The sequence below is a fragment of the Gordonia aichiensis genome (genome assembly GCF_039946255.1).
Lineage (GTDB): Bacteria > Actinomycetota > Actinomycetes > Mycobacteriales > Mycobacteriaceae > Gordonia > Gordonia aichiensis_A.
In genome coordinates this window covers 301,040-314,060 of sequence record NZ_JBCDWL010000002.1, presented here as the reverse complement: position 1 = coordinate 314,060, position 13,021 = coordinate 301,040, and the positions used below count along the sequence as shown (strand labels likewise).

At 71.2% G+C, this 13,021-nt stretch carries 11 protein-coding genes; 5 read left to right on the top strand and 6 right to left on the bottom strand.

The features are described 5' to 3' along the window. Nucleotides 1-302 precede the first annotated feature (302 nt). The 3 genes from AAFO60_RS04330 to AAFO60_RS04320 are packed head-to-tail and all read right to left on the bottom strand — an operon-like array spanning nt 303 to nt 3,817. Nucleotides 303-1,601 (bottom strand): MFS transporter, encoded by a 1,299-nt coding sequence (locus AAFO60_RS04330; protein WP_347954932.1) that lies wholly within the window; start codon nt 1,599-1,601, stop codon nt 303-305. Next, complete coding sequence (pdxH, locus tag AAFO60_RS04325; RefSeq protein ID WP_347954931.1) at nt 1,601-2,320, bottom strand: pyridoxamine 5'-phosphate oxidase; 720 nt, start codon at nt 2,318-2,320, stop codon at nt 1,601-1,603. The genes AAFO60_RS04330 and pdxH overlap by 1 nt, the downstream gene beginning before the upstream one ends. 12 nt (nt 2,321-2,332) lie before the next feature. Then, nucleotides 2,333-3,817, bottom strand: a complete 1,485-nt coding sequence (locus tag AAFO60_RS04320; RefSeq protein WP_347954930.1) for a PLP-dependent aminotransferase family protein — start codon at nt 3,815-3,817, stop codon at nt 2,333-2,335. A gap of 45 nt (nt 3,818-3,862) precedes the next feature. Here AAFO60_RS04320 and AAFO60_RS04315 point away from each other — a divergent pair, with 45 nt between their 5' ends. Beyond that, on the top strand, nt 3,863-4,597 hold the full coding sequence (locus AAFO60_RS04315; RefSeq protein WP_347954929.1) for a YczE/YyaS/YitT family protein: 735 nt from the start codon (nt 3,863-3,865) through the stop codon (nt 4,595-4,597). On the opposite strand, the gene AAFO60_RS04310 is transcribed toward AAFO60_RS04315, so the two are convergent. Further along, nucleotides 4,551-6,152, bottom strand: coding sequence for an ABC transporter permease (locus tag AAFO60_RS04310; RefSeq protein ID WP_347954928.1), 1,602 nt, complete (start codon nt 6,150-6,152; stop codon nt 4,551-4,553). The genes AAFO60_RS04315 and AAFO60_RS04310 overlap by 47 nt on opposite strands. Beyond that, nucleotides 6,149-7,111, bottom strand: coding sequence for an ABC transporter ATP-binding protein (locus tag AAFO60_RS04305; RefSeq protein WP_347954927.1), 963 nt, complete (start codon nt 7,109-7,111; stop codon nt 6,149-6,151). Before AAFO60_RS04305 ends, AAFO60_RS04310 begins: the two co-directional genes overlap by 4 nt. A gap of 186 nt (nt 7,112-7,297) precedes the next feature. Here AAFO60_RS04305 and serC point away from each other — a divergent pair, with 186 nt between their 5' ends. The 3 genes from serC to AAFO60_RS04290 all read left to right on the top strand — a co-directional run bounded on the left by serC (nt 7,298) and on the right by AAFO60_RS04290 (nt 10,722). Next, nucleotides 7,298-8,431: a phosphoserine transaminase gene (gene serC, locus AAFO60_RS04300; protein ID WP_347954926.1), complete on the top strand. Its 1,134-nt coding sequence runs from the start codon at nt 7,298-7,300 to the stop codon at nt 8,429-8,431. Between the two features lie 141 nt (nt 8,432-8,572). Continuing rightward, complete coding sequence (gene sepH, locus AAFO60_RS04295; RefSeq protein ID WP_347954925.1) at nt 8,573-9,775, top strand: septation protein SepH; 1,203 nt, start codon at nt 8,573-8,575, stop codon at nt 9,773-9,775. Between the two features lie 5 nt (nt 9,776-9,780). Next, entirely contained in the window at nt 9,781-10,722 is a 942-nt protein-coding gene (locus tag AAFO60_RS04290; RefSeq protein ID WP_347954924.1) for a DUF6928 family protein, read from the top strand. Nucleotides 10,723-10,729: 7 nt separating this feature from the next. Here the strand turns inward: AAFO60_RS04290 and AAFO60_RS04285 are convergent, their stop codons facing one another. Next, entirely contained in the window at nt 10,730-11,608 is an 879-nt protein-coding gene (locus tag AAFO60_RS04285; RefSeq protein WP_347954923.1) for a TrmH family RNA methyltransferase, read from the bottom strand. A gap of 57 nt (nt 11,609-11,665) precedes the next feature. Between AAFO60_RS04285 and AAFO60_RS04280 the strand changes: the two genes are divergently transcribed. Further along, nucleotides 11,666-12,898: a GNAT family N-acetyltransferase gene (locus AAFO60_RS04280; RefSeq protein ID WP_347954922.1), complete on the top strand. Its 1,233-nt coding sequence runs from the start codon at nt 11,666-11,668 to the stop codon at nt 12,896-12,898. Nucleotides 12,899-13,021 lie beyond the last annotated feature (123 nt).

Genomic DNA, 13,021 nt, shown 5'->3' with positions numbered 1-13,021 from the left:
GGCCGCTCGACCCCCTTTCAGGCTGGTCGAGTAGACCGAGGCGCTAGCCGAGGACGTATCGAGACCCCCGTCGTCTCGATACGCTCGCTCACTTCGTTCCCGGGCTACTCGACAACCCTGAAACGCCACCTCTTCAGGCTGGTCGACAACCCCTGAAAAGCGCCCACCCCAAGGCCGCTCGACCCCCTTTCAGGCTGGTCGAGTAGACCGAGGCGCTAGCCGAGGACGTATCGAGACCCCCGTCGTCTCGATACGCTCGCTCACTTCGTTCCCGGGCTACTCGACAACCCTGAAACGCCGGGCTATTCGACGACCTTGACGTCGTCGGTCTCCTTCAGCGACACCCGGTAGCGCCAGAACACCGGGACCGCCAGGGCGGCGACGACGGTGAGCACGACGACCAGCACGCCGCCGCCGGCCACGGTGGCGGCGGTGCCCGCGACGGCCGCGGTGGCGCCGTGCGTCACGTCCGCGATGCGCGGACCGCCGGCGACGACGACGATGAACACGCCCTGCAGGCGGCCGCGGACGTCGTCGTTGGCGGCCGACTGCAGCATCGTCTGCCGGAAGGCTGCCGAGGCCATGTCGGCGGCGCCGCCGACCATCAGCGCGAACACGACGATCGGCAGCACCGGCAGCATGGCGCCGTCGGCGAAGATCAGCACGCCGCCGGCGACGGCCACCGAGGCGCCCCACACGAGGATGCACAGGACGACGGCCCGGCCCTGCCGCTGCACGTGCGAGACCCACCCGGACAGCACGCCGCCGACCACCGCACCCAGCGGGATCGCGATGAACAGCAGCGCGAACGCGATGCCGCCGTCGGTGGGACCGCCGAAGCTCTCGTGCGCGATCTGTGGGAACAGGGCGCGCGGCATGCCGAAGATCATCGCGATCAGGTCGACGACGAACGACATCAGCAGTACCGGGTGTCCCTTGAGGTAGACCAGGCCGTCGACCACCGATCGGAAGCCCGCGGTGGGCCGCTCCCCCTCGGCGTGCTCGGGAGGCAGCGGCGGCAGCGAGATCACCGCCCACAGCGTCGCCAGCAGGAAGACCGCGTCGACCGCGTACAGGGTGGAGAATCCCAGGAACGGGATCAGCGCGCCGCCGACCAGCGGGCCGGCGATGGCACCGGCCTGCATCACCGTCATGTTCAGCGAGTTCGCGGCGGGCAGCTGCTCCAGCGGCAGGATGCGCGGCAGCACCGCGGTCCGGGTGGGCTGGTTGACGGCGAAGAACGCCTGCTGCACCGCGAAGATCCCCAGCAGCAGCCAGACGTTGCCGAGCCCGGCCGCGGCCTGCGCCCAGAACGCCGCCGAGGTGACGATGAGGCCGACGGTGGTCACCATCAGGATCCGGCGGCGGTCGAAGGTGTCGGCGAGCGCCCCGCCCCACAGTCCGAAGACCACCAGCGGCACCAGCCCGAAGACGCCGCTGAGCCCGACGTAGGCCGAACTGCCGGTGTCGGCGTAGATCTGCGCGGGCACCGCGACGATGGTCAGCTGTGCGCCGATCACCGTGATGATGTTGGCGCTCCACAGGCGCCGGAAGTACAGATTCTGCAGCGGCCGGGTGTCGGCCAGGATGCGGCGCGACATCAGGGCTGCAGCCGCTCCAACTGCCAGCCGTCGGCGGTGCGGACGGCGCGGGCCCGGTTGTGCAGGCGGTTGGCCCGCCCCTGCCAGAACTCCACGACCTCCGGTTCGATGCGGTAGCCGCCCCAGTTCTCGGGCACCGGGACCGGGTCGCCGGCCTCGGCGCCGCCGAAACGCTCCGCGGTGGCCGCGGCGGCTGCTTCGAGGTCGGCGCGCGAGCCGATCGGGCGCGACTGCGCCGACGCGTACGCCGACAGCTGCGAGCCGCGCGGACGCGAATCCCAGTACCGCCGGGTCTCGGCCGGGTCGACGCGCACCACCGGGCCGCGGAAGTGCACCTGCCGCTCCAAGGCGATCCACGGGAAGGTCGCCGACGCGTACGGGTTCGCGGTCAGCGCGCGCCCCTTCTGCGAGTCGTAGCCGGTGAAGAACACGATGCCCGCATCACTGACGCCCTTGCACAGCACCGTGCGGGTGGCGGGCCGACCGTCGGCGTCGACGGTGCCCAGGACCATCGCATTCGGTTCGGGAATCCGCGCGGCGACCGCCTCGGCCAGCCAGGAGCCGAACAGGTCCCGCCACGGCGGCTCGCCGGTGAGCCACGACGGGTCGAGGTTCGCCGTCATCCCGTCGGCGCCCGCCGCATCGTCGCCGTCACGTCCGCCTGCCCCGTATGACACTCGCATACTGGGCAGGTCTACCAGCTTCTTCACGTGCTGCATCGTACTTTCCGTTCACACCACCAGCCGATCGGGCAGGCCGGGCACCGCGGCGTCGACGGCCGACGCCGCGCTCGCCGAGGGCACCTGGCCGGTCACCTGCCGGTACGCCTGCCCGACGAGTTCGACACCCCTGGTCAGAGTCGTCACATCGAGCGTGTATGGGATTCGGACGTGCCCGGCGAAGCCCCCGTGCGGACCGAAGGAGCCGCCCGGGATCAACCGGACCCCCAGGTCCGCCGCGGCCGACGCGGTGGCCGAGGCGACCGGCTGCGGCAGTCCCACCCAGAGGCACAGTCCGCCCACCCCGCGCACCGGGACGGCCCCGGGAAGGTGTTCGGCGATCGCCGCCAGCGCGCTGCCGCGCCGGCCGCGCAGATCCGCCAGGCGCTGCGGCAGGAAGTCGGCGAGATGGTCGAGCGCGTACTGGGCGGCGAACTGCTCGACGACCGCACCGCCGAGGTCGGACTCGTACCGTGCCAGCGCGTAGGCGTCCGGGCGCGCGTCGACGCGGATCCAGCCCACCCGCAGGCCCGGCCAGACCGTCTTGCTCGCCGACCCGAGCGTGATGATCTGCGCGCGACCGCTCGTCGCGTCGAAGGCCGCGACCGGCGGCGGCGCGGCGACGTCGAGCCCGATCTCGACCATCGTCTCGTCGATGACGATCGGCACCCGGTGCCGCGCGGAGATCTCCGCGAGCCGGATGCGCCCGGCCTCGTCGAGCAGCAGTCCGGTCGGATTGTGGAAGTCGGGGATCAGGAAGATCAGCCGCGGGCGCTGCAGCCGCACCGTCGACTCCAGTTGATCGAGGTCCCAGCCGTGCACCGGGTCGAGGCCGACGGCGACCGGGCGCGCCCGATGTCGGGCCAGCGCGAGGATGGTCCCGTGGTGGGTCGGCTGCTCCACCAGCACCCGATCGCCGGGCGCCACATGCGTGTCGAGGATCAGCCGCAGCGCATGCTGGGCACCGGAGGTGATCAGGATCTGATCGGCGTCGGTGGGCAGGCCGCGGTACCGGTACCGCTCGGCGATCGTCTCGGCGAGAGCCCGCAGACCGTGCGGATACAGGCCCGTGCCGGGTAGGTAGCCGGGCGCGCATTCGAGCGCGTACCGGTATGCATCGTGCATCACCTTCTCCGGGGCCGGCGGCGCGGCGATGTTCAGTTTGATCATGTCGGCTTCGGCGCCCAGGTCGATCGGTTCGCGGGGGATCTGGACCGGCAGCCGAAGCACGCTGCGCGCTCCCTGCCGCGACTGCAGGTGCCCGCTCTCGCGCAGCGCCGCATAGGCGCCGGCGACGGTGGTCCGGGACACGTCGAGGGCCTCGGCGAGGGTGCGTTCGCTCGGCACGGCGGTCCCGACCGGCACGCGGCCGTCGAGGACCAGGACCCGCAGGGCATCGGCCAGCGCCTGGTATCCCGGACGCGGCCCCGCCGGACGCCAGGCGCCCAGACGCCGGGCCAGGGCCGCGGCGCCGATGGTTCCGGTCGGTGACATCATGAGTCCAGTGTTCCACAACTGGCTATGGATTCAGTATCCAGTTCGATGAACGATGGAATCATGCTGAAACGACTCCTCGCCCTCGCCGTCGGCCTGGTGCTGTACGGCGTCTCGATGTCGATGATCCTGCACGCCGGGCTCGGCAACATCCCGTGGGACGTGCTGCACCAGGGGTTGGCGGGCCAGCTCGGACTGTCGGTCGGAACGGTCACGATCATCGTCGGCGCCGCGGTCCTGGTGACCTGGCTGCCGCTGCGCCAGCTACCGGGATTCGGGACGGTCGCGAACGTGGTGGTGATCGGACTGGCCTTCGACGCCGCCAGCCCCCTGCTGCCCGATCACCCGCCGCTGCTGATCGCGATCCCGATGATGCTCGGCGGCATCGTCGTCAACGCGTTCGCCACCGCGCTGTACATCGGCGCCCGGTTGGGACCGGGACCGCGTGATGGGCTGATGACCGGGATCGTCGCCCGCACCGGATGGCCGGTCCGGGTCGTCCGCACCGGGCTCGAGGTGATCGTGGTCGCGGTCGGCTTCCTGATGGGCGGCACCCTCGGCATCGGGACCGTGCTGTACGCCGTGGGCGTCGGCCCGCTGATCCAGTGGTTCGCGCGCGTGATGGGCGTCGACCGCGCCGTCGCCGGCGACACCGGTCCCCGTCGCGCGGCCGACCCCAACGCAGGTCCCGTCAGCCCAGGTCCCGTCAGCCCAGGTCCCGTCAGCCCAGGTCCCGTCAGCCCAGGTCCCGTCGATCCCACAGCCGCCACGCCGCCACGCTGAAGACGACGGCGACGACGGCCGGGATCAGCAGGGGCAGCACGTGAACGGTCGCTGACGGAATCATCGGGACGTGCGTGAACGGCGAGATGTCGCGCACCCACTGCGGCAGGCCGAGCATCCCGCCGAAGGGCCCCAGCAGCCACGACAGGATCAGCAGCGGCCAGCCGATCGGTGCCAGCGCCCCGCGGGCCGCGAACAGCAGTAGCGCCAGCCCCGTCGTGGCTGCTGCGGCGGGCAGCGACGCGGCGGCGACGCCGAAGGCGGTCTCGGCGGTCGACGCCCAGCCCGCTCCCGACAGGCCGGCCCCCACCAGGATCGCCGTCGCCGCCGCGATCGGCACACTGACGAGGGCGACGGCGATCAAGCCGACCTGCGCGGCGAAGTAGCGGGTCCGCGACACCGGCCCCGCCAGCACCGTCTCCATGCGGCCGCTGGTCTCCTCGGCCCGCCATCTCGTCAGCAGGGCGACGCCGGCGCCGACGCCGGCCACCGACAGGAACGCGGTCATCGTCGACAGGAAGATCTGCGAGAGCGTGCCGTGCGTGCCGGTCGACTTCAGGAAGTCGGTCATCGTCTTGTTGGTGCCCGCCAACTGATCCACCTGGTCGGCGACGATCCCGATGATGACGCCGTAGGCGGCGACCCCGTAGGCCCAGGAGGCGATCGTCGTGCGGTTCAACCGCCACGCCAGCGCCAGCGGCGAACGCAGCCGCGGCGCCGTCGCCGGGCCCGGCCGTGCGACGAGCAGTCCGGCGCCCAGATCGCGGCGACGCCGGATCGCGGGCGCGATCGACAGTCCCGCCGCGAACACCCCCACCGCCGCCAGCGCGGGCAGCAGGTTGTTGCGATCGAACGGCTCGATGGCCTGCGCCCAGCCGATCGGCGACGTCCATCGCAGCCACCCGGCTCCCGAGACGGTGTCGGCGACCCCGCGCAGCACGTAGCCCAGCAGCACCACGCCGGACGCCGCGAGATTGGCCGCGTGACTGGACGGGAACGCCTCGGCGGCCACCACCGCCAGGCCGACTGCGGCCAGACCGATGCTGGCGTACTGCGCGAAGACGGCGAGCAGCGAGCTCGCGTCGGCGCCGTCGACCCGCATCAGCGTGAGCGCCATGACGGCCGCGACCGCGATCACGAAGCCGATCGCCACCCCGACCGCGGCGACGGCCGGCGCCACCGGTCCCACCGCCCCCGCGAGGATCAGCTCGGTGCGTCCGGCCTCCTCCTCCTCCTTGCGGGTCAGGCGTACCACCGCCATCGCCGCGCACACCGCCAAGGCCGCGATCATGAACAGGCCCGCACGCCAGGAGGCCAGTGCGGCAAGGGAGTTCGATTCGGGGACCGGGCCGAGCAGGAAGCGGAAGGCGGCGTTGCCGCCGGCCGCGACCCGCAGGTGCAGCTGCTGCGTCGGGTCGCCCGCCATCGCCTGGATCGCCGCGCCGGTCGAGAGGTTGATGGCGGCGAACAGCACCACGGTCACCGGCACGATCAGCCGCTCGTGGCGCAGGTTCAATCGCACCAGCAGCGGCCAGCGGGTGACCGCGGTGCTCACGCCCGCCCCCGTCCGGCGGGCGACGCCTCGTCGTCGCGGTCCTCGGCCCCGTTCTGGTCCCTGTAGTCCTGATCGCTGTAGTTCTGCAGGAACAGCTCCTCCAGGCTCGGCGGCGCGATCGACAGACGCGCGACGCCGGCCCCCGACAACGCCGCGGTCACCGCGGGGAGCGCCGCATTGTCGACGGTGAAGGTGACCTCGCCGTCACCGAACGGTTGCAGGTCGTGCACGCCGGGGATGCCCGCGAGGTCGACGGAATGGGCGGTCGCCGTCGTGACCCGCGAGCGACGCAGATGGCGCAGGTCGTCGATCCGGCCGGACTGAACGGTCTTCCCCGAGCGGATGATCGTGACGGTGCTGCACAGCTCGTCCACCTCGGCGAGCAGGTGCGACGACATCAGGACCGCGGTCCCCGCAGCGGCGCGCGCAGCGACGCAGCGGGTGAACTCGCGCGTCATCAGCGGGTCCAGGCCGGTGGTCGGTTCGTCGAGGACGAGCAGGTCGGTGTCGGCGGCGAAGGCCGCGACGAGCGCCACCTTCTGCCGATTGCCCTTGGAGTAGGACCGCGCCTTCTTCGTCGGATCCAGTTCGAATCGGTCGATGAGCTCGGCGCGCCTCGACGTCGCCGCCTGCGCGCCGCGCAGTTGCAGCAGCAGATCGATGCACTCGCCGCCGGTCAGCTGCGGCCACAGGGTCACATCGCCCGGGACGTACGCGAGCCTGCGGTGGATCGCGACGGCGTCGGTGTGCGGGTCGCCGTCGAAGACGCGGACGTGCCCGCCGTCGTGGCCGAGCATGCCGAGCAGGATGCGGATGGTGGTGGACTTGCCCGCACCGTTGGGGCCGAGGAAGCCCGCGACCTCGCCGCGCTCCACGGTCAGATCGAGACCGTCCAGCGCGGTGAACTTGCCGAACTGCTTCCGCAGGCCGCGGACATCGATCACCTTCGTGGCGTTCATGGCGCTCCTTCGACGACGAGTACGAAGCGATCCGACCCTTGTCATCATGCGCTGTTCCGGCCGTCTGCGACGCCCATCGGCGAAGTGACTTCGCCGAGCCCGCCCGGCCGGCGGGCGACGTGAGTCGGCCCACCCCCGCGACCGGCGGCGCGCGGGCGCCACCTGGCCTGTTTTAGAATCGTGACCATGACCGATACCGCGATCACACTGCCCGCCGAACTCCTTCCCCATGACGGCCGTTTCGGCTGCGGACCGTCCAAGGTCCGTCCCGAGCAGTTGCAGTCGCTGGTCGACACCGGCGCCTCGGTGTTCGGCACCAGCCACCGTCAGGCCCCGGTCAAGAACGTCGTCGGCGCGATCCGCGAAGGCCTCACCCAGCTCTTCTCGCTGCCCGACGGCTACGAGGTGGTCCTCTCCAACGGCGGCACCACCGCTTTCTGGGACGCCGCGTCGTTCGGCCTGATCCGCGAGCGCGCCCTCAACCTCACCTACGGCGAGTTCTCGCAGAAGTTCGCCACCGTCTCCAAGAAGGCCCCGTTCCTGCAGGACCCGAAGGTCATCTCCACCGACCCCGGGACCGCCCCCGATCCGGCCGCGCTGACCGCCGCCGACGTCGAAGGCGTCGACCTGATCGGCTGGGCGCACAACGAGACCTCGACCGGTGTGGCCGTTCCGGTGGTGCGGCCCGCCGCGGCCGGTGACGCCCTGATCGCGATCGACGCGACCTCGGCCGCCGGCGGTCTGCCGGTCGACATCGCCCAGACCGACGTCTACTACTTCGCCCCGCAGAAGAGCTTCGCCGCCGACGGCGGCCTCTGGATCGCCGTCATGAGCCCGGCGGCGCTGGCCCGGGTCGCGGAGATCAAGGAGTCGGGCCGCTGGTGCCCCGAGTTCCTGTCGCTGCCGACCGCCGTCGACAACAGCGCCAAGAACCAGACGTACAACACGCCGGCGCTGGCGTCGCTGCTGCTGCTGAACAACCAGATCGAGTGGATGAACTCGAACGGCGGCCTCGACTTCTGCACCGGCCGCACCGCCGACTCCGCCTCGCGTCTATACTCCTGGGCCGACGCCAGCGAGTTCGCGACGCCCTTCGCCGATGAGGCGCACCGCAGCCACGTGGTCGGCACCATCGACTTCGCCGACACCGTCGACGCCGCCGCCGTCGCGAAGACCTTGCGCGCCAACGGAGTCGTCGACACCGAGCCGTACCGCAAGCTCGGCCGCAACCAGCTCCGCATCGGCATGTTCCCGGCCATCGACCCCGAGGACATCACCAAGCTGGCCCAGTGCATCGACTACATCGTCGAGCGCCTCTGAGGCATCGGATGGCCTCGCGCAGTGCCCGTCGACCACTCGGCGGGCACTGCGCGTCTGGATCGAGAGTTTCGTCGGACCCCGCCATCCGACGGCGCCGTTCACCGCGTGTCCACTCGTCGTTCGACGCGGAAGTTCACTAGGGTGAATGCAGTATCCGCGTACCTGGGACCGGAGGAGGAGTCGATGCGCGAACTACATGCCGATCGCGCAGAGACCGACGGTGCGCACATCATCGTGATCGATCTGGACTCCGGCGACGAGTTCCTGGTCGCCGTCGACGACACCCTGCGCGCGCTGGTCCATCCACCCGCCGAGGCACCGCCCGCCCCTACCGAAGACGGTGACGACGGACCCGAGGCGGCCGAATCCGGGGCCGTCGAATCAGGGGCTGTCGAGTCGGAATCGGGGTCCGCGGAGAGCACCGACCCGCAGACCGACGACACCGCGACCGTCGATTCTCTGACAGACGACGCCCCGACCGATGCCGCGCCGACCGACGACGCACAGTCGGCCGACGCCGCCGATGCCCCGGCGCCAGGCGCACCCGAGCCCGCCCCCGCCACCGAATCGGCCCCCGTCACCGCTCTTGCGGCCGTGCCCGACCGGCAGGCGGTCACCCTGACCCCGCGTGAGATCCAGGCACGCGTCCGGGCCGGCGCGACACCGGAGGAGCTCGCCGAGTCGACGGGCGTGGCCCTCGACAAGATCTCGCGTTTCGCCCATCCGGTGATGCTCGAGCGCAGCCGCGCCGCCGAGTTGGCCCGCGCCTCGCATCCCCTGGGCGTCGACGGCCCGTCGGCGGGGACGCTCGGCGAGGTCGTCGCCGAGTGTCTGGTGCTGCGCGGTGGATCGCCGCAGAACGCGAAGTGGGACGCCTGGCGTGCGGCGTCCGGGCAATGGGTGGTTCAGGTGTCGCCCGACCCCGGCTCCGGGCTCTTCGCGCACTGGCGATTCGTGCCCGGGTCGCACGGCGGCACCACCGACCCGATGGACGACCTCGCCGTCGAGCTCAGCGAACCCGAACTCGCCAGGAGCCGGCGCCGACCGACTCCGCCGACGATCGCTGCGCAGGCCTCGCCGCGCGCAGCCGACCCGCCGATTCGCGAGGTCACCGCCGACGGTCACGAGTTGGTGACCGTGAATGCCGACGACCTGACCGAAGACCAACAGCGCAGGCAGCGCGAGCCGTTCGGGGACGTGCTCGATCTGGGCTACGGTGACCGGCGGTCGGCGCCCGAGGAACGGGAGCCGACCGGACCGCGACACCGCGGAAAACGTGCCACACCGACGGTGCCGGCTTGGGAGGATGTGCTGCTCGGCGTTCGCAGCCACCCGAACGAATGATGCGAATGGGAGACTCGGTGCTGCCGAACATTTCTGCACTCTGGTTCATCGACTGCCCGGATCCGGCAGCCGAACTGCGGGCCGGGGCCTACCTGGACCCGGAGAAGACGACCGACTTCATGGAACGCGCCTTCACCGACGCCGACCTCACGCCGATCGGCACCTCCGATCTGGCCGCAGCCGTCGACGGCGCCGACAACCGCGTCTTCGCCGCCCACTTCGGCCGGCTCGCCGTCCTCGCCGGGACCAGTCTGCGCACCAGTGATCCGAACGAGTTGTCGTCATATCTCACCGATCTCGGCGTCGGACACGCATGGGTGCTGATCTCGCTCGATCCGCTCAGTGATTCAGCGTGCTTCGCGCGATGGCAGGACGGTGAGATCCAGCGCTCCTTCTCCGGCACCGCCACCGCGATCCGCGACGACACCGGCCTGCCGTATCCGTTCGAGGGCCCCTTCTGGGCGGGTGAGCACCCGCAGACCGCCGTCGGCGACCCGTTGGCCCTTCCCTTCCATCCCGGGCGACTGGCCGATGCCGCCCACCGCGAATGGTTCGGCTTCGCCTTCGGGGAGTCGGCCGATGACGACGTCGATCCGACGCGCATTCCCGTCACCGTGTACCGGGTCGGTCCCGATGACGGCCTCGACAAGGTCATCGAGACCTCGGTGTCCCTGCAGACGGCGCGTCCCGCGGCCGACGGTGGCGACGCGATCGCGCCCGAACCCGAGGCCGCTCCCGCACCCGCCGCCCCGGTCGCCGAGTCCGGCACGGAGGCTCCCGGCCCGAGCGAGGAACCGACCGCACCCATCCGGCGAGACGGCGCCGAGGAGCCGACGATCCCGATCGAGCATCTCCCCGCGGCGGAGCCCGAACCCGAGGGCGAGCCCGCCCGGCAACGCACCCCCGGCCCGATCTCGCGCTACTTCGGCTTCCGCGGGCGTCTGTGACTCCGATCTACACCCGGGCGCGCTCGTAGAAGGCGAGGGCGGCGGCCGTGGCGACGTTCAACGAGTCCGTTCCGCGGCTCATCGGGATTCGGGCGCGCACATCGCACCGCGCCATCGTCTCGGCCGTCAGCCCCGGCCCCTCGGCACCCACCAGGAACGCGACCTTCCCGCCGGTGACGGCGCCCGCCAGCGGCACGCTGCCCGCTCCCGGTGACAACGCGACCGTGGTGAAGCCCTGCGCCCGCAGCAGGTCCACCTCGCTCGGCCAGCTCTCCGCCTTGGCGAACGGCACCAGCAGCGCATGCCCCATCGACACCCGGACGCACCGCCGATACAGCGGGTCCGCGCAACCGGCACCGAAGATCACCGCGTCGACGCCCAGCCCGGCGGCGTTCCGGAAGATGCTGCCGATGTTCTCGTGGTCGTTGACGCCTTCCAGGACGACGACGGTCCGCGCCCCGTCCAGCAGTTCGGGCACCGTCTGCTCGGCCGGTCGGTGGGCGGCGGCCACCACGCCGCGGTTGAGGTGGAAACCGATGACCTCCGCCATCACCTCGGCGCTCGCCCGGTAGAAGGGCACCGCCGCGACCGACGGGGCGGTGAGGTCGGCGGCGAGTTCGCGGAGCCGACGGTCGACTCCGAAGAAGGCGTGCGGCGCGAAGCGTGAGGCGATCATTCGCTGCACCACCAGGACGCCTTCGCCGATGACCAGTCCCCTACCGCCCTGACCACCCGGCAGGGTGAGGACGTCGGGTCGGCGGTCGACCGACTTGAGGTCGCGGAAGTCGTCGACGCGCGGGTCGGCCGGGTCGACGATGTCGATGACCTCCACAGCGGGCGGGATGTTCCGAGGTGCCTGCGCATTCACCAGACAACGGTGGCACATCGTCGCCGCTCAGTGGCAGCCGACAACCCCGTCGGTGAGCTTTGGCACACTGGAACGGTGAGTACCCCGATGCCTGAGGCCACCGATCCGCTGTCGCTCGAACGGCCGCGGGGAACCGATTGGCCGGAGATTCTGGCGATCGACGCGCGCGCCTTCGCCCTGCCGAAGCCGCTGCCCGCCGACGAGATGATCGAGTTCCGCAATCGCGCCGGCGAGGGCGACACGGTGATCATCCGTGACACCGTCTCCGACGGCAGGCCGATCGTCGCGGTGTCGCTGTACTTCCCCGTGCCGGTGACGGTGCCCGGCGGCGGGGTGGCGACCACCGCAGGCCTGTCGTGGGTCTCGGTGTCGGCGACGCACCGCCGTCGCGGACTGCTGCGGCGGATGCTCACCGAGCAGTACCGGACGTGGCGCGAGCGCGGCTTTCCTCTTGCCACGCTCACGGCATCCGAGGGCGGCATCTACGAACGCTTCGGGTTCGGTCCGGCCGCGTTCTCGCATCGGGTGCGGATCGCGCCGCCGGCCGCTGAGTTCCGGACCCCGGCGCCCGCGGACTCGCGCGTGCGGTACGGCAGTCAAGAGCAGGTGGTCCGGCACGTGCCGACCATTCACGCCCGGTGGGCGGCCGGCCGCAACGGCGCCATCACCCGGCCCGAGACGTGGTGGCCGTCGATTCTGGCCGACCGCAGTTTCCGCCGGAACTCGCAGACCTCCGGGCTGCACTATCTGCTCCACGCCGACGGGTACGCCGCCTATCGGATCGATGCCCGCGACAAGACGGCGATCGTCGGTGACTTCGTCGCCGCCACTCCCCAGGCGCACACCGACCTGTGGCGGGTGCTGACCAGCCTCGACCTGGTCTCGGCGGTGACCGCGTCGATTCCGGTGGACGATCCGCTGCCGCACAAGCTGGTCGATGCGCGTGCCCTCGAGATCTCCGGACGTCCCGATGAGCTGTGGGCGTCGATCCTCGATGTGAAGGACGCGCTGAAGTTGCGCTCGTATGCCGCCGACGGCGATCTGGTCCTCGCCGTGACCGACGGTTTCGGAGATCGGGCCGGCCATTACCGTTTGCGGGTCGTCGGCGGACGCGGAAGCGTCGAACGCACCGACGATCCCGCGCAGCTCACCATCGACATCGCCACCCTTTCGAGCGTCTACCTCGGTGGGATCAGCGTCCGCGAGATGACCGCGGCTGGCCGGATCGCGGCCGACGCCGACACCGCCGCCGCCTTCGCCGCACTCTTCGCCGTCGACGAGGCCCCCTTCGCCGGCACCTTCTTCTGAGAGTCGCCGTCCAGCGGTCTCGATGCGCTCCCCCGCTTACTCGACAACCCTAAAGGCCATCTCAGGCCGGTCGAGTAAGCGACCGGAGCGAAGCGAAGGCCGCGCATCGAGACCCCCGGCACC

Bases quoted from the DNA above. Each gene is read 5' to 3' on its own strand.
- AAFO60_RS04330 (WP_347954932.1), bottom strand. From the start codon at position 1,601: ATGTCGCGCCGCATCCTGGCCGACACCCGGCCGCTGCAGAATCTGTAC.
- pdxH (WP_347954931.1), bottom strand. From the start codon at position 2,320: ATGCAGCACGTGAAGAAGCTGGTAGACCTGCCCAGTATGCGAGTGTCA.
- AAFO60_RS04320 (WP_347954930.1), bottom strand. From the start codon at position 3,817: ATGATGTCACCGACCGGAACCATCGGCGCCGCGGCCCTGGCCCGGCGT.
- AAFO60_RS04315 (WP_347954929.1), top strand. From the start codon at position 3,863: ATGAACGATGGAATCATGCTGAAACGACTCCTCGCCCTCGCCGTCGGC.
- AAFO60_RS04305 (WP_347954927.1), bottom strand. From the start codon at position 7,111: ATGAACGCCACGAAGGTGATCGATGTCCGCGGCCTGCGGAAGCAGTTC.
- serC (WP_347954926.1), top strand. From the start codon at position 7,298: ATGACCGATACCGCGATCACACTGCCCGCCGAACTCCTTCCCCATGAC.
- AAFO60_RS04290 (WP_347954924.1), top strand. From the start codon at position 9,781: ATGGGAGACTCGGTGCTGCCGAACATTTCTGCACTCTGGTTCATCGAC.
- AAFO60_RS04285 (WP_347954923.1), bottom strand. From the start codon at position 11,608: ATGTGCCACCGTTGTCTGGTGAATGCGCAGGCACCTCGGAACATCCCG.